This window comes from Massilia aquatica (assembly GCF_011682045.1).
Classification (GTDB): Bacteria; Pseudomonadota; Gammaproteobacteria; order Burkholderiales; family Burkholderiaceae_D; genus Telluria_A; species Telluria_A aquatica.
Genome location: NZ_VVIW01000001.1, coordinates 150123 through 165046 on the forward strand (window position 1 = coordinate 150123; position 14924 = coordinate 165046).

The 14924-nt window shown below is 66.5% G+C and carries 13 protein-coding genes; 4 read left to right on the top strand and 9 right to left on the bottom strand.

The window, feature by feature from the left end; translation table 11 throughout:
• Positions 1-30: 30 nt before the first annotated feature.
• The 3 genes from F1609_RS00720 to F1609_RS00730 all read right to left on the bottom strand — a co-directional run bounded on the left by F1609_RS00720 (position 31) and on the right by F1609_RS00730 (position 2781).
• Entirely contained in the window at positions 31-597 is a 567-nt protein-coding gene (locus F1609_RS00720; protein WP_167073704.1) for a cysteine hydrolase family protein, read from the bottom strand.
• A gap of 84 nt (positions 598-681) precedes the next feature.
• Complete coding sequence (locus F1609_RS00725; RefSeq protein WP_229421536.1) at positions 682-1863, bottom strand: tetratricopeptide repeat protein; 1182 nt, start codon at positions 1861-1863, stop codon at positions 682-684.
• A 51-nt stretch (positions 1864-1914) separates the two neighbouring features.
• Positions 1915-2781: an HDOD domain-containing protein gene (locus F1609_RS00730; protein WP_167073706.1), complete on the bottom strand. Its 867-nt coding sequence runs from the start codon at positions 2779-2781 to the stop codon at positions 1915-1917.
• Positions 2782-3002: 221 nt separating this feature from the next.
• Here F1609_RS00730 and F1609_RS00735 point away from each other — a divergent pair, with 221 nt between their 5' ends.
• Positions 3003-3566: a DNA-3-methyladenine glycosylase gene (locus F1609_RS00735; RefSeq protein ID WP_167073708.1), complete on the top strand. Its 564-nt coding sequence runs from the start codon at positions 3003-3005 to the stop codon at positions 3564-3566.
• Positions 3567-3589: 23 nt separating this feature from the next.
• On the opposite strand, the gene F1609_RS00740 is transcribed toward F1609_RS00735, so the two are convergent.
• Complete coding sequence (locus F1609_RS00740) at positions 3590-5302, bottom strand: methyl-accepting chemotaxis protein (RefSeq protein ID WP_167073710.1); 1713 nt, start codon at positions 5300-5302, stop codon at positions 3590-3592.
• A 278-nt stretch (positions 5303-5580) separates the two neighbouring features.
• Between F1609_RS00740 and F1609_RS00745 the strand changes: the two genes are divergently transcribed.
• Positions 5581-6966: a KamA family radical SAM protein gene (locus F1609_RS00745; protein WP_167073712.1), complete on the top strand. Its 1386-nt coding sequence runs from the start codon at positions 5581-5583 to the stop codon at positions 6964-6966.
• A gap of 184 nt (positions 6967-7150) precedes the next feature.
• Here the strand turns inward: F1609_RS00745 and F1609_RS00750 are convergent, their stop codons facing one another.
• The gene (locus tag F1609_RS00750; RefSeq protein ID WP_307730485.1) at positions 7151-7633 is read right to left on the bottom strand and encodes a cache domain-containing protein; all 483 of its coding nucleotides are present in this window, start codon (positions 7631-7633) and stop codon (positions 7151-7153) included.
• 287 nt (positions 7634-7920) lie between these two features.
• Here F1609_RS00750 and F1609_RS00755 point away from each other — a divergent pair, with 287 nt between their 5' ends.
• Both F1609_RS00755 and F1609_RS00760 read left to right on the top strand, forming a co-directional pair.
• On the top strand, positions 7921-9294 hold the full coding sequence (locus F1609_RS00755; protein ID WP_167073714.1) for an MFS transporter: 1374 nt from the start codon (positions 7921-7923) through the stop codon (positions 9292-9294).
• A 95-nt stretch (positions 9295-9389) separates the two neighbouring features.
• Positions 9390-10736, top strand: a complete 1347-nt coding sequence (locus F1609_RS00760) for a PQQ-dependent sugar dehydrogenase (protein WP_167073717.1) — start codon at positions 9390-9392, stop codon at positions 10734-10736.
• On the opposite strand, the gene F1609_RS00765 is transcribed toward F1609_RS00760, so the two are convergent.
• Genes F1609_RS00765 through F1609_RS00780 form a run of 4 tightly spaced genes read right to left on the bottom strand, consistent with a single transcriptional unit; the run spans position 10733 to position 14923 of the window.
• A complete protein-coding gene (locus tag F1609_RS00765) occupies positions 10733-11065 on the bottom strand; it encodes a hypothetical protein (RefSeq protein ID WP_167073719.1) in 333 nt (110 codons plus the stop codon). The two genes, F1609_RS00760 and F1609_RS00765, sit on opposite strands and share 4 nt — an antisense overlap.
• Before the next feature lie 2 nt (positions 11066-11067).
• Positions 11068-13587 (bottom strand): cytochrome c oxidase subunit I, encoded by a 2520-nt coding sequence (gene ctaD / locus F1609_RS00770; protein ID WP_167073721.1) that lies wholly within the window; start codon positions 13585-13587, stop codon positions 11068-11070.
• Positions 13584-14546, bottom strand: a complete 963-nt coding sequence (locus tag F1609_RS00775; RefSeq protein WP_167073723.1) for a cytochrome c oxidase subunit II — start codon at positions 14544-14546, stop codon at positions 13584-13586. Before F1609_RS00775 ends, ctaD begins: the two co-directional genes overlap by 4 nt.
• Positions 14543-14923: a c-type cytochrome gene (locus F1609_RS00780; protein ID WP_370661584.1), complete on the bottom strand. Its 381-nt coding sequence runs from the start codon at positions 14921-14923 to the stop codon at positions 14543-14545. Before F1609_RS00780 ends, F1609_RS00775 begins: the two co-directional genes overlap by 4 nt.
• Position 14924 lies beyond the last annotated feature (1 nt).

Genomic DNA, 14924 nt, shown 5'->3' on the forward strand with positions numbered 1-14924 from the left:
TTACCTATTGATGAATTGCTAATTGGCAAATCATGTTGCGTCGAACAGGGCGTGCAGGACGCTGGCGCTGTCGCTGATGGTGGCGTAGTCGGCAGCCAGGTTTGCCAGCGCCATGGCGTGCACCTCGTCGGCGCTGCGCGCCTGGCCGGCGTAGTCGGTGCAGGCAAAGGCGAAGCAGGCGTCGGCCACCACCGTGGTATCAAAACCGAGGTTGCCGGCGCTGCGCGCGCTGCCTTCGACCGAATTGTTGGTGCTCACGCCGGCCATGACAACGCGTTCGATGCCGCGCACGTGCAGCCAGCGTTCCAGCCCTGAATGGACGAAGGCGTCGGGCACGTTTTTCTCGACCACGTGTTCGCGCGGCAGGGGCGCCAGCGCTTGCTGGAATTGCGCGCCGGCCTGGCCTGGCCAGAACAGGCTGCCCGGCGTGCGCGACATGTGGCGCACGTGGACCACCGGCGCGTCGGCCGCGCGCCAGGCAGCGAGCAGGCGTTCGATGCACTCGCCCGCTTCGGGGTTGTTACGGTGCCCGGCGTGGGGATTGGCCATGGCTTTTTGCATATCGATGATGATCAGGGCGGGCAGGTCGCAGCGCATGGAGGCTCGTTAAGAATGGACGAGTAACGAGTATAGGCCGGCCGTGTGGGGCGCGCCAGTTGCGACTACTACGTAGCGCCGGATTCAGTAAGCGCGCTGGCGTTTTCCGGTCTGCGAGCGCAAGAAGGCCAGCTTGGCCGAATAGCGTTCGGTGGCCGCGTGCGTGGTGCTGTTGTCGAGCGCCAGCGCCAGTTCGTCGCGCGCGGGACCGGCTTCGCCCAGGCGCCAGTGCGCGATCGCCAGCCAGAAGTGGAACTCGTGGTTGAACGGCGCGCGCCGCACTTCCTTGTTCAGCAAATCGCGCGCGTCGGCGTAGCGCAGTTCTTCCAGCGCCTTGATCGCCTTGTGAAAGTAGTGGTAGGGCGGAGTCGGTTCGAGCGTGGCCAGGCGCGCCGCCAGCGCTGCCGATTCCTCTTTCTTGCCCAGTTTGGACAGCACCGGCACCAGGTTGTGCATGGCGATCGTGCTCTCCGGTTCCAGCGTCAATGTGGCCTTGAAGGCGCGTTCGGCCAGCAGCTGGTCGCCGTGGCGCTGGTAGATCACGCCCAGCGTGTTGTAGGGCGTCGAGTAGGTCGGCAGGTGCAGCACCGCCGCGCGCGCCCACCAGTAGGCTTCGTCGAGGCGGTTCTCGGCCAGCGCTTCTGCCGCGCGGTTATTCATGAACATGGCCTCGATCATGCGCTCTTCGATCACGTGCGTGTTGTAGCGCGCGCTGTCTTCGGGCGGCAGGAAGTCGATGGTCAGCATGCGCTCCTCGCCGCCGATGGTGCGCGCCTGCGCCGTGCGGCGCTTGCCCATGGACAGGTTGACGTGGGTGCTGGCGAAATACAGGCTGGCGCTGCGGGTCCAGGTTTCGTCGATCATCACGTCCTGGTACTGCACTTCGAGACCGAGGTGCTTGGCGAAAGCGGCGGTCATGACCACCAGCGACAGGCAGTTGCCCATGCGCGCGTCGAACGTTTCGGCGGCGTTGCGGGTGACGCTGGCGTCGTATTCGAGTTTGAGCTCGCCCTTGGTGTAGAGCGCCTCGACCAGGCCGCGTTCGGGGCCGAGCCGGCGCAGCACGCTGCGAAATTCAGGGCTGTCGAGATAGGCGCGCATGGCGGGACTGAGCGCGAACAGCTGGTCCGGGCCTACCGGCGCCGGCGCTGGCGCAAACGAGGTGTCGCTCAGGACCGCCGGCAGCGGCAGCGGCACGCGCATGCTGGCGCAGCCGCTGCCCAGCAGCGCCAAGGTAAGGATGGCCAAGCTGGCAAGGTGTCGCATCGAAGCCTCCTGAAGTCTGACTTTCAGTATCGTCGCCGGCAGGCCGAAAGTCTAGTGCTCGTGTTCGCCGTGAAAGGAATCGTGCAGTTCGTCGAGCAGGTCGGTGATGTCGTCGTCGGACAGGCCCAGATAGGCGCTGGCGCGGGCACCACCCTTGTCCCATTCGAGCGAGCCGCCGTGGCCCTGGTACTGCTGGATGGCGCTTTCGGCCAGCAGCGACAGCGCCACCAGGGCGCGCACGGCGTCGTCGGTGGCTTCGTCTTCGAGCACGGTGTAATCCTGGTGGTGCAGGATGGCCCAGGCCACTTCGCTCGACAGGCCCCAGTTGCGCGCCAGCAGGCAGCCGATGGCGGCGTGGTTGGTGCTGTGGCGCTCATCTTCGAGCGCGGTGAACGGGCGCAGCGGGTCGTTGGCCGCTTCGGCGAAGGTGGAGGCGTAGGCGGGAAAGCGCTGCATCAGGAGCGGCACGCCGGTGTCGCAGAACAGGCCGAAGGTATGGGCCACGTCGGCTTCGCCGATGCGCAGGCGGCGCGACAGGTACACCATGGCCTGGGCGCGCCGGGTCGACAGGTCCCAGAAACTGGCCAGCGAAGCGTGGTCGGTGCCGATGCTGCGCCGTGCCAGCAGGCCCGTCATCAGGGCCGCGACCTGGTTAATGCCCAGGAACAAAATGGCCTGTTCGATCGACTTGGCCTTGCGCTTGCCGCCGTAAAAGGAAGAATTGGCGAGCTTGAGCAGCGCGCCGGACATGCCGACATCGCTGGCGATGATGCGGCCGATGGTCGCCGGCGAGGGATCTTCCGACATCAGTTCGCGCTGCAGGTCGGCCAAGAGGCTCGGACGCGGCGGTATCCGGATCGACTTGATCAGGGCATCGACCGGGTCGTCGGCAGGGTTGGCTAGGGCTGGGTTGCTCATATGATATCGAAGATTAATTTCCGTGTGGAATCTCTTGCAGTGCATCACTATAAACCAGGATGCCGTGCAGCGGCTCATCTTCTCTCAATCCAAAAGGAATCTTTCTTCAGTGTTGGCCCGCCGTCACACCCGGCGTGGGCAAAGCGGCAGGCTTGCCGCAAAACCAAGCGCCGGTGTCAGACACCGCAGTAGTAGAATTGTTTCTTATGAAAATGCAGACAATGACACAGTTGGCGGGCGTCGATTTTGGCGCGCCGTCGCAGGAGGTGGCGCGTCAGCTCATCGGCGTGGAGTTGCTGGTCGATGGCGTGGGCGGGCGCATCGTCGAAACCGAGGCCTACGACCGCGATGATCCGGCGTCGCACAGCTTTTCCGGCCCCAGCGAGCGCAACCTGGCCATGTTCGGCCCGCCCGGGCATGCCTACGTCTACCGTTCGTACGGGATCCACTGGTGCCTGAACTTCGTGTGCCGCGAGGATGGTCATGGCGCCGGGGTGCTGATCCGCGCCATCGAGCCGCTCGAAGGCATCGCCCTGATGCGCGCGCGGCGCGGCCTGGACGATGTGCGCCTGCTGTGCTCCGGTCCCGGCAAGCTGAGCCAGGCTTTGGGCATCACGCGCTTGCACAACGCGCTGGCGCTGGATGCGCCGCCGTTCGCCCTCATCGCCCCGGCCGCGCCGGCCACCGTGGTGGCCGGGCCGCGCATCGGCATTTCCAAGGCCATGGAGGTGCCCTGGCGCTTCGGCCTGGCCGGCTCGCGCTTTCTCAGCAAACCGTTCCGCTAAGACCGGTACCGCCAGCAGCTTGCTCAGTTGACGCGCTTTCCGGCGGCCCCGCGCGCCGCCGGCGACAGCCCGCGCGCGCCCACCGCCCGCATCCGGCTGGCCGCCGCGCGCCGCTCGGCCGGTGTGCGGTGAGCGGCGTCCGGGTCGCCATGCAGCGCCGGGGGCTCGCCGTGCGCCGCGTCCTGCGGATCGGCATCGATCTGGAAGATCGATACCGCCTTCGACAGGTTCACCGTCTGCTCGTGCAGGCTCTCGGCCGCCGCCGCGGCCTGCTCGACCAGCGCCGCGTTCTGCTGGGTCATGGAATCCATCTGGCCGACCGCCATGTTGACCTCGGCAATGCCTTCGGCCTGCTCGGAACTGGCCAGGCTGATGCGCTCGATGATCTCGTTGACCTGCATGACCGAGGCCACGATGTCGCCCATGCTGCTGCCCGCTTCGTTGACCGAGGCGCTGCCGCCGTCGATGATGGCGGCCGAGTCGGCGATCAGGGCCTTGATTTCCTTGGCCGCCGCCGCCGAGCGCTGTGCCAGGATCCGCACTTCGGCCGCCACCACCGCGAAACCGCGCCCCTGTTCGCCGGCGCGCGCCGCTTCCACCGCCGCGTTCAGCGCCAATATATTGGTCTGGAACGAGATGCCGTCGATCACGCTGATGATGTCGACAATCTTGGCCGAACTGGCCTTGATCTGGGCCATCGTATCCACCGCCCGGTTCACCGCTTTGCCGCCGCTGGCGGCCAGGGTGGCGGCACGCGAGGCCAGTTCGTTGGCGCGCCGCGCGTTGCCGGCGTTCTGCTTGACCGCCAGGGTCAGTGTTTCCATGGCGCTGGCGGTCTGTTCCAGCGAGCCGGCCTGCATTTCGGTGCGGTTCGACAGGTCCATGTTGCCGGTGGCGATTTCGTGCGAGGCGGTGTCGATCGAGCGCACCGAGTCCAGCACCGAACGCAAGGTCTGGTTCAGGGTGCCGATGGTCTGGTCCAGCGCGCGCGAGGTGTCGGCGATTTCGTCGCGGCCGCGGTTGGGCGCGCCCACCGTCAGGCGCCCGTTCGAGAGCGCGCCCACCACCCCGGCAATGGCGCGGATATCGGCCAGCATGGCGCGCCGCACCAGCATCGTGGCCAGCAGCGAGAGCCCGATCGAGAGCAGCACCAGCGCGCCCATCGCCCCGACCAGCGCGCGGAATTCCTCGCGCGCGTCGGCGTAGGCGCGCTCGCCCAACTGCTTTTCGAGGTCGGCCAGCTGGCCCAGGGCCGCGCTCAGGGCGACGAATTCCTTCTCCGCCTTTTGCATCGAATTGGTCGCGATCGACTGGTCCATCTGCGCCATTTCGATGGTCTCGACCACGCTCTTGCGGTAGGCGCCCAGCGCCACGGTGGAGGCGTCGATCAGCTTCTTCCCGGACGGGGGCGCCGTGCGCGCCAGCGCGCCCAGCTGGGCGGCGATGGCGGCGTGCTTCTTGCCGATGTCGGCGCTCAGCGCATCGACGCGCGCCTGGGCGAAGCTGCCGTTGATCCAGGCCAGCAATTGATAGATGTTGGCGTGCGCATGCTTGGTGTCGCCGGCCACGTCGGCCGCCGCTTTCTGGCGCGTGGCGTGCACCTGCACCATTTTTTCCAGTGATTCATTCTGGCGCACCATGCCGTACCAGGCGCCCGCGGCCACCAGCATCAGCAGAATCAGTACCAGTCCGGGGGCCAACAACAGCTTGGGCCCAATACGCAATTTGTTCAACATGCCTGACTCCCGACAGAACGTCCGGCGGACGCTTTCGTGTATGGCGTAATTTATGCCCTCCCTCATGGCGTCGGTTGCGCCACATCAACATCGAGGTAAAGGATGCGTCCACGCCACACTCCGCAGCCGCGCGGGCGCCCCAAGGGACGGGGCGGCGCGTCATGTTGATCTATGACAATTTAGTTCCATAATGCAAGCATATGATGGTTTCCTGCCTGCCATTCCGTTCCTGAAAGCGCTGATGGCATCCCCTTTCCGCCTTTCTCCAGGAGCCCACCGTGACCGATGCCGTGCCCCCCAAATTCAAGCCCTATACCCGCCAGTCGATCGCCCAGGCGCGCCAGTGGCAATTCATGTCGCCCGAACTGCGCGAAGCGGTGGAAGTGGTCTCGCGCGTGCTGCCGTTTCGCACCAATGCGTATGTAATGGACCAGTTGATCGACTGGAGCAAGATTCCGGACGATCCGATCTACCGCCTGGTGTTTCCGCACCGCGACATGTTGCAGCCGCACGAGTACGCCCAGTTGCGCGAGCTGGTGCTGTTCAAGAAGGACGAGGCGGCCATCGACAAGCTGGTGCGGACGATCCGCATGCGCATGAACCCGCATCCGGCCGGGCAGATGACCCACAACGTGCCGCGCGTCAACGACGCGCCGCTGCGCGGCTTGCAGCACAAGTACAAGGAAACGGTGTTGTTCTTTCCCAGCGCCGGCCAGAGCTGCCACGCCTACTGCACCTTTTGCTTTCGCTGGCCGCAGTTCGTCGGCATGGACGACCTGAAGTTCGATGCCAGCGAAACGACCGAACTGGTGGCTTACCTGGCAACGTGCCCGGAGGTCACCGACGTGCTCATCACCGGAGGCGACCCGATGATCATGAATACCCGTTCGCTGGCGGTGTTCCTCGAATCGCTGCTGGTGCCCGAGCTGGCCCACATCCAGAACATCCGCATCGGCACCAAGGCGGTGGCCTACTGGCCGCAGCGTTTCGTTACCGACCGCGATGCCGACGACCTGATGCGCCTGTTCGAAAAAGTGGTCGCCGCCGGCAAGAACCTGGCCATCATGGGCCACTACAGCCACGCGGTCGAACTGCGCAACGAGATGGCGCAAAAGGCGGTCAAGCGCATCGTCTCGACCGGCGCCACCCTGCGCATGCAAGGTCCGCTGATCCGCCACATCAACGAAGACCCCGCCAGCTGGGCCGAGCTGTGGACCACCGGCGTGCGCCTGGGCGCGATTCCTTACTATATGTTCGTCGAACGCGATACCGGGCCGAGCGAGTATTTTTCGCTGCCGCTGGCGCGCGCGCACGATATTTTCCAGGCGGCGTTCCAGATGGTCTCGGGCTTGTCGCGCACGGTGCGCGGGCCCTCCATGAGCGCCTTTCCCGGCAAGGTCGTGATCGATGGCGTGGTCACCATCAATGGCGAGAAACTGTTCGCGCTGCAATTTTTGCAGGCGCGCAATCCGGACTGGGTGCGCAAACCGTTCTTCGCCAAATACGATGACAGGGCGACCTGGCTGGATCACCTGGTGCCGGCCTTTGGCAAGAGCAAGTTCTTCTTCGAAGGCGCGGACGATGGCATCGTGCAGGCGCGGTCCGCCAAGGTGATTCCGATCAGGGAGGCGCTGCGCGCGGACGCCGGCCGCTGCCGGCAGTAAGCCTTGCCAGGGCCGCCGCCTTCAGCGCGGCGGCCTTGCCGGCGCGTTCGGGTGTGCGAGGAATTGGCTCAATGCATCGATTGCCGGGCAGCGCGCCGGATCGAGCGGGGCGCCCGCCGGCATCGGGCTGGACACGGCGCGCCCGCCTTCCGGCGCGGCCCGCGTGTCAGGTGAGGATGTTGACTTATTTCTTGTAGATGCCGGCCTGCAAGATGACATCGTCGACCCGCATCAGATAGGTGGTCTTCGGCTCGATCTTGCCGGAGGCGGGATTCTTGTAGGTGTAGTCGATCCAGCCCTTGCCTTGCTTGGCCACCAGATCGACACCCGCGCGGCGGAACGGCTTGCCGTTGGTGTCCGGCACGTCGATGAGGTCCTTGCCCACCAGGGCCGGGTTCATCGGGTGCGCCAGGATCACGCCGGTCTTGGCGTCCGACATATAGATATACAGCGCGCTTTGCACAAAGGTGGGGTCCTTGGCGTTGATGCGCTTGATCATCTCGGCCTTGCCATCCGACTTGACCAGGGCGACGCCTTTTTCGACCAGGGCGATGGCATCTTTTTCGGCCGGCTCGGCAGCGCAGACATGCCCGGCCGCAATGGCCAGGCCCAGGGTGGTAGCGGTGAACAGCAGCTTCATGGTGACTTCCTTCAGGGAGAATTTCATTGGGTGAATATTGCCTTGACGCATTTCCCAATGTACGCCCGCGACCGCGCTGCCAATTGCGCCAGGTCAAGCCAGCGCTATCCGCCAGGCCCGGCACGCCCCAAAGACAACACTGGGCATTTCTCTGGGAAATAGATTCCTCTGGGGAAGTTTTTGCCGGGTAAGTTGACGCAAGACAATTTGGATCGGGTGCAGGCTTTTAGTATTAATTCCTGTCGACAATTTTTTGAAGCGAAAAGTCGTTGGCGGCGAGCCTGCAACCTATTCATCGTTCACCGGAGTCCGCAATGCGCACTGAGACCATCCGCAGCATTTTCTGGCGCGGCAAGGACGCGGACCCGGCCGCCAGCCCGGCACCGGATTTGGAACCTGCCACGAGCGATGTGCAAAAAACGGCCTGGCAACCGCGTGCCGCGCTGTTCTTCACGGTATTCCTGCCGTTCGCACTCGGCCAGTACATGCATGCCTTGCTGCGCAATGTGAATGCGGTGCTGGTGCCGGACCTGGTTGCGTCGCTCTCGCTCAACCCGGGCCAGCTCGGCCTGCTCACCAGTACCTTCTTTTTTTCGGTGGTGCTGGCCCAGCTGCCCACCGCCTACGCCCTGGAGCGTCACGGCCCGCACAAGGTGCAGCTGGCCATGCTGCTGCTGGCGGCCCTCGGCGCGCTGATGTTCGCCTACGGACAAACCCTGACCCAGCTGGTAGCCGCGCGCGCGGTGATCGGCTTTGGCGTGGGCGGCACGATGATGGTGGCGGTGAAGGCCATCTCGGCCGGGGTGGTGGCGGAACGGCTGCCATCGTCGGTCGGCTTCCTGATCGCCTTCGGCGGCCTGGGCTCGGCCTCGGCCACGCTGCCGGTGCGCCGCGTGCTCGAGCTCACCGACTGGCGCGGCCTGTTCATCGCCCTGGCCGTGCTGACCGCCGCCATCGCCGTGTTCGCCTGGATGGTCAGGCCGCGCAAAAGCGCCGCACCGACCGGCAAGGCGCCGACCGCACAGGCGCTGCTGGACGTGTGGCGCAACCGCGCCTTTCGCAAGACCATCATGCTGGTGCTGCTGTCGCACACCATTTACTGGGGCATGCAGGGACTGTGGATCGGCCGCTGGCTGTCCGACGTCGCCCGTTTTCCCGAGGGCACCGTGGCCTACCTGCTGTACCTGAGCATGGCCGCTGTCATCTTCGGCGCCATCGCGGTCGGCATGATTACCGAATGGGCCAAGCGGCGCGGGATCGCTCCGCTCGACGTGGCGGCGGTCGGGGTGGCCGGGTTCGTGCTGGTCCAGTGCGCGGTCGTGCTGAACCATTCGCCGACCTTTGCGCAACTGGCCGTGCTGTTCACCCTGGTGGGCACCATCACCGGCATCGAATACACAATCGTGCAGCAAAGCCTGCCGCGCGAGCTGGCCGGACCGGCTTCGTCCTGCCTGAACATGCTGATCTTTATCGGCGCCTTCCTAGTGCAGGCCGGTTTCGGCCAGCTGATCGGCTTGTGGGCGCCGGACGCGGTAGGCCACTATCCGGCCATCGCCTACCGGGTCGGGTTCGGCGTGCTGGTGCTGCTGCAACTGCCGGGCCTGGTGATGTATGCGCTGGAACGGCGCGCGGCCAGCGGCGTGGCGCCGATCCTGGTCGTTGAGGAGGATTTCGGCAAGACGGCCTGAAGGGGAGGATGGCGCGGCGTAACGGGCGAGCAAAACTGGACGATTCGTCTAGAATCGCCGGGACCGCTTTCCGTTCCAATCCAAGGAGATTTCCCATGCGCGACCATCCGTCCGTTCGCCTGCTCGCAGGCTGCATGCTGCTGGGCCTGGCGGCCTGCGGCGAAAAGTCCACCCTGCCGCCCACCGCCGATGTCGGCCCGGCCCCGGTGATTCCCGCGCCGAACAAGACGCTCATTCCCACTGTCAATATCGCACCCGCCAAGAGCTGGCCGGCGGGCGTGACCCCGCGCGCCGCCAGCGGCATGGCGGTCAAGGCCATGGCCAGCGGGCTGGACCATCCGCGCTGGCTGTACGTGCTGCCCAACGGCGACGTGCTGGTGGCCGAAACCAACGCCCCGCCCAAGCCCGAAGACGGCAAGGGCATCAAGGGCTTCGTGATGAAAAAGGTGATGGCCAAGGCCGGCGCGGGCGTGCCCAGCGCCAACCGCATCACGCTGTTGCGCGACGCCGACGGGGATGGCGTGGCCGAAGTGCGCACCGAATTCCTCAAGGGCCTCAATTCGCCGTTCGGCATGGCGCTGGTGGGCGACGTGCTGTACATCGCGAATGCCGACGCCATCGTCAAGGTTCCTTACCGCAGCGGCGAGACGGCGATTTCCGCCGCGCCCGAAACGGTGGCCGCCTTGCCGGGCGGGCCGATCAACCACCACTGGACCAAGAACATCATCGCCAGCAAGGATGGCAGCAAGCTGTACGCGACGGTCGGATCGAACAGCAACGTGGCCGAAAACGGCATGGAGAACGAGGTCAACCGCGCCGCCATCCTCGAAGTCGACCTGGCCAGCAAGGCCACGCGCCTGTTCGCCTCGGGCCTGCGCAATCCGAACGGCATGGGCTGGCAGCCGCAGAGCGGCGCTTTGTGGACGGTGGTCAATGAACGCGACGAGCTGGGCAGCGATCTGGTGGCCGATTACCTGACCTCGGTGAAGGATGGCGGGTTTTACGGCTGGCCGTACAGCTACTACGGCAAGCATGTGGACGAGCGCGTCAAGCCGCCCAAGCCGGAGCTGGTGGCCAAGGCCATCGTGCCCGACTACGCGCTGGGCAGCCATGTGGCGCCGCTCGGCATGGTATTCTATGAGGGCAAACTGTTCCCGGCGCAGTACGCGGGCGGCGCGTTTATCGGCCAGCACGGATCGTGGAATCGCGAACCGCTGAGCGGGTATAACGTGGTGTTCGTGCCGTTCGAAAACGGTGCGCCGAAAGGCAAACCGGTCAAGATCCTGACCGGCTTCGTGAACGAAGCGGGCGACGCCTATGGGCGTCCGGTCGGCGTGGCGGTCGACAAGGCCGGCGCGCTGCTGGTGGCCGATGATGTGGGTAATGTCATCTGGCGCGTGACGCCGGCGGCACCGGCGGCCGCGCCCGTCGCGGCCAATTAGCCGCAGCCGTCCAGCATCAAGGCCGGCAGGCTGGTCCAGGCCACGCCGGCCACGGCCAGCACCGCACTGCCGGCGCTGGCCCAGTCCAGCAAGCGCGTCGCCTCCGACGCGTTGGCCAGCACATGGCGCGCGCGCCACGCCAGCCACAGGCCCCCCCCCAGCGCCAGCGCCGACGCCAGTCCCACCACCGCCCGCCGCGGCGCCTCGCCGTCGATCAGGCCTGGGGCGCACAGCGCCGCCACCCACACATAGCAAAAGAAAAAATGCAGGGCCCACACCAGCAGCGGTGCGCAGGCGTGCAGCAGTTTGCTGAAAAGGCGTTCGCGCATGATCAGTCCATCACCCATGGCACCACGTGGATCGCGGCCGCCGCCACGATGCCCTGCAGGCTGGTGTAATGCCACATCAGCGCCGTGTTATCCAGGGTCGCCCGGCTGGCGCTGGTCACATGCCCGCGCCAGGCGCGCGCGCACAGATACAGCGCCGCCAGCACCAGGGTGAGCACATGCAGGCCCTGGTAGGCGAGCAGGGTCGCCACCGTGGCGCTCCAGGCCTGCGCGGTGGGCGCGAGCCCGGCCAGGCGCTGGCCGTTGAAGTCGCACGCAAACGCGGCCAGCATGCACACCAGCGCCGCCAGCACCAGCGGGGTCAGGCGGCGCCGCTCCACCGCGCGGCTGGCCAGCCAGATCAGCGCCGAACTGGCGATCAGCAGGGCGCTCGATAGCAGCGGCCACAAAGGCGCGGCCAGCGCGGCCTGCGGCGGCGGGCACACGGTCAGGCGCATCGAAATATGAATGTAGGCGAACACGAAGGAGGCAAAGATGGTCGCATCGACCACCAGCATGATCAGGGTCGCCCACCACGAATGCGAGGCGGTGCCGCGCGCGCCCACCGGCAGGGTCAGGTCCGCGCCCACCCTGGCATGCGCCAGCGGCGGCGGGCGGTCCGACTGCCACAGCCACGCCACAATGCCGACAATGGCCGCGATGCCGCAGGCCCAGGCGGTCCAGGTCAGTTTGACCGTCAGCAGCAGGAAGAAGCCGGCCGTGCCGGTGGCGGCGATGAGGGGCCACCAGCTGTCGCCGGGCAGGATCATCAGGTAGCGCGGCACGGCGCAGAGCGCGCTGGTGGCGATGGTCTCGCGCCGTCCGCTGACGGTGCCCGGCAGGTAGTGCTCTCCCGCCTCGACCTCGCGCGCCAGGGTCGGCTGCTCCCACAGCGGATCGGTCGAGGTGATGCGCGCGATGCTGCGGTTGCCGTAGTCTTCCGACGGCAGCCATTCGAGCGTGGCCGCGTTCCACGGGTTGCCGACGTCCTTGCCGGCCATGCGCAGGGTGCGCGCCAGGTCGAACAGGAACAGCAGCACCCCGGAGGCGAACACAAAGGCGCCCACGGTCGAGAGCATGTTCAGCCCATCCCAGCCCATCTCGCTGTTGTAGGTGTACACCCGGCGCGGCATGCCCAACAGGCCCGTGATATGCATCGGGAAGAAGGCCACGTTAAAGCCGCCGAACATCAGTCCGAACACCCAGCGCGCCAGGCGCTCCGAGAGCTGGTTACCGTTGATCAGCGGGATCCAGTAATACAGCGCCGCGAACACCGGAAACAGCATGCCGCCAATGAGCACGTAGTGCAGGTGGGCGACGATGAAGTAGGTGTCGTGCACCTGCCAGTCGAACGGCAGCACGGCGACCATGACCCCGGTCAGTCCGCCGAGAACAAAAATGAACATGAAGCCGAGCAGGAACAGCGCCGGCGCCGTCATGGCCACGCGACCGCGCCACATGGTGGCGATCCAGGCGAACACCTGGATCGCGGTCGGCACCGCCACGGCCATGCTGGCGGCCGACACGAAGCTCATTTTCAGCACGCCCAGGCCGGCCGTGAACATGTGGTGGGCCCACAGCGCAAAGCTGAAAAAGCCCACCGCCACCAGCGCCACGATGATTGCGCGCCGGCCCACCAGCGGCACCCCGGCGATGGTCGGAATCATGGTCGAGACCATGCCGGCGGCCGGCAGGAAGATGATGTACACCTCGGGATGGCCGAAGAACCAGAACAGGTGCTGCCACAGGATCGGATCGCCCCCGCGGTCGGCGATGAAGAACGGCCAGTCGTAGGCGCGTTCGAGTTCGAGCAGCGCGGTGCCGGCGATAATCGCCGGGAAGGCGAACACGATCATCAGGCCGACCACCAGCATGGCCCACGCGTACACCGGCATGCGGCCGAGCGTCATGCCCGGCGCGCGCGTAAACAGGATGCCGACGATCAGTTCGATCGCCCCGGCGATGGCCGAGATTTCGATGAAACCGATCCCGAGCAGCCAGAAGTCGGCGTTCAGGCCGGGCGAGTAGGCCTTGCCGGTCAGCGGCGGATACATGAACCAGCCGCCGTCCGGCGCCAGCCCGACGAACAGGGTGCAGAAAAACGCCAGCCCGCCGATGGCGTAGGCCCAGAAAGCATAGGCCGACAGGCGCGGGAAGGGCAGGTCGCGCGCGCCCAGCATGTTGGGCAGCAGGTAGACCGCGATCGCTTCGACCACGGGAATCGCAAACAGGAACATCATCACCGTGCCGTGCATGGTGAACACCTGGTTGTAGGTCGAGGCGCTTAAAAAAGTGTTTTCGGGGACCGCCAGCTGCATGCGCATCAACAGGCCCAGGATACCGGCCAGCAGGAAGAACAGCAGCGAGGTGCCGATGTACAGCAGGCCGATATTGGTGTTGTTGACCGTGGTCAGATAGCGCCAGCCGGTCGGCGTCTTCCATGCCGCTTCAAGGCGTTCGAGTTCGCCGGGAGGTCGCGGCAAAGCGTTGGGAAGTGCGTTGGGAAGCGATGCGGTGCTGGTCATTTGAGTTGTTCGAGGTAGGCGGCCAGCGCGTTGAGGGTGCCGCCGTCCATGCTGGCCGGCGGCATGCGCGCGCCGGGCTTGATGCTGTGCGGGTCGGCGATCCAGCCGGCCAGGGTGCCGCGATGGGTGCGCAGGGTGCCGGCGGCGATGTGCAGCCGTCCGCCCACGTGGGTCAGATCGGGCCCCAGGCGCGTCACGTCGCTCACGCCGCGAATGGTGTGGCACACCACGCAGCGCTGGTCGATGAAGGCTTGTCGTCCGCGCGCGAGGATGGCGTCATTGGCCGGCTTGGCCGGGTTGGCCGGCCTGGCCTGGCGCGCCAGCCAGACGGCGTAATCGGCCGGCGCGTGGGCGATCACGTGCAGCGCCATGCGCGCGTGCTGCTCGCCGCAGTATTCGGCGCACTGGCCGCGGTACACGCCGGGTTTGTCGGCCTGCAAGGTCAATCCGGTGACGCGCCCCGGCACCATGTCCATCTTGCCGCCCAGCGCCGGCACCCACAGACTGTGAATCACGTCGCTGGCGGTGAGGCCCAGGTACACCGGGGTCCCGGTGGGAATATGGATTTCATTGGCGCTGACGATGTCCGGCCCGCCGGCCGGGTTTGGGTAGCGCACCTCCCACCACCACATGTTGGCGCTGACCGCGATGCGGGTGGCGTGCTGCGAGGTCTGGGCCGCCATCTGGCCGCTGCGCCAGGTGCTCCACGCCAGCAGCACGGTGAGCACCGCCACCGGAAAGGCTACGCCGGCGCCGGCGATCCAGGCCATCGGCCGCACCGTGCGCGCGCGCCGCCCCAGGCCCAGCGCGGTGAGCACCATCACCAGCGCGAACACCAGCGCGCCGCCGCCGAACAGGACCCAGGCGAACTGGCTGATGATGGCCGCGTCCGGGCCGGCCGGGTGCAGCACCGATTGAAGGACCGGCGCCAGCACGGGCGGCGACGAGGCTGCGCTCATCGCAAGGTATACAGGTAGGCCGCCATGTGGCGCGCTTCGGCTTTGGAGACGCCGGCGTTGGGCATGGTGGTGCCGGGTTTCATGGCGGGGGGATCGACCAGCCAGTCGGCCAGCGGCCCCGGCAAATTGGGAAAGCGTCCGGCGATGTAGCTGCGGCGGCCGAATTTGTCGAGCGGCGGGCCGGCGCTGCCGGTGGCCGCGCCCACGCCGGGGATGGCGTGGCAGGCGCCGCACTGGTACTGCTCCATGAGGCGTTTGCCCAGGGCCGCGTCGCCGCCGGCCAGCGCCAGGGGCAGGGGTTCGGCGCGATTGTCGCAGCCTGCCAGGGCCGTGCACAGCACGGCCGCCACGGCGATCGGAAGGGGAAACACGCGCACG

Bases quoted from the DNA above. Each gene is read 5' to 3' on its own strand.
- F1609_RS00720 (WP_167073704.1), bottom strand. From the start codon at position 597: ATGCGCTGCGACCTGCCCGCCCTGATCATCATCGATATGCAAAAAGCC.
- F1609_RS00725 (WP_229421536.1), bottom strand. From the start codon at position 1,863: ATGCGACACCTTGCCAGCTTGGCCATCCTTACCTTGGCGCTGCTGGGC.
- F1609_RS00730 (WP_167073706.1), bottom strand. From the start codon at position 2,781: ATGAGCAACCCAGCCCTAGCCAACCCTGCCGACGACCCGGTCGATGCC.
- F1609_RS00735 (WP_167073708.1), top strand. From the start codon at position 3,003: ATGACACAGTTGGCGGGCGTCGATTTTGGCGCGCCGTCGCAGGAGGTG.
- F1609_RS00740 (WP_167073710.1), bottom strand. From the start codon at position 5,302: ATGTTGAACAAATTGCGTATTGGGCCCAAGCTGTTGTTGGCCCCCGGA.
- F1609_RS00750 (WP_307730485.1), bottom strand. From the start codon at position 7,633: ATGAAATTCTCCCTGAAGGAAGTCACCATGAAGCTGCTGTTCACCGCT.
- F1609_RS00755 (WP_167073714.1), top strand. From the start codon at position 7,921: ATGCGCACTGAGACCATCCGCAGCATTTTCTGGCGCGGCAAGGACGCG.
- F1609_RS00760 (WP_167073717.1), top strand. From the start codon at position 9,390: ATGCGCGACCATCCGTCCGTTCGCCTGCTCGCAGGCTGCATGCTGCTG.
- F1609_RS00765 (WP_167073719.1), bottom strand. From the start codon at position 11,065: ATGCGCGAACGCCTTTTCAGCAAACTGCTGCACGCCTGCGCACCGCTG.
- ctaD (WP_167073721.1), bottom strand. From the start codon at position 13,587: ATGACCAGCACCGCATCGCTTCCCAACGCACTTCCCAACGCTTTGCCG.
- F1609_RS00775 (WP_167073723.1), bottom strand. From the start codon at position 14,546: ATGAGCGCAGCCTCGTCGCCGCCCGTGCTGGCGCCGGTCCTTCAATCG.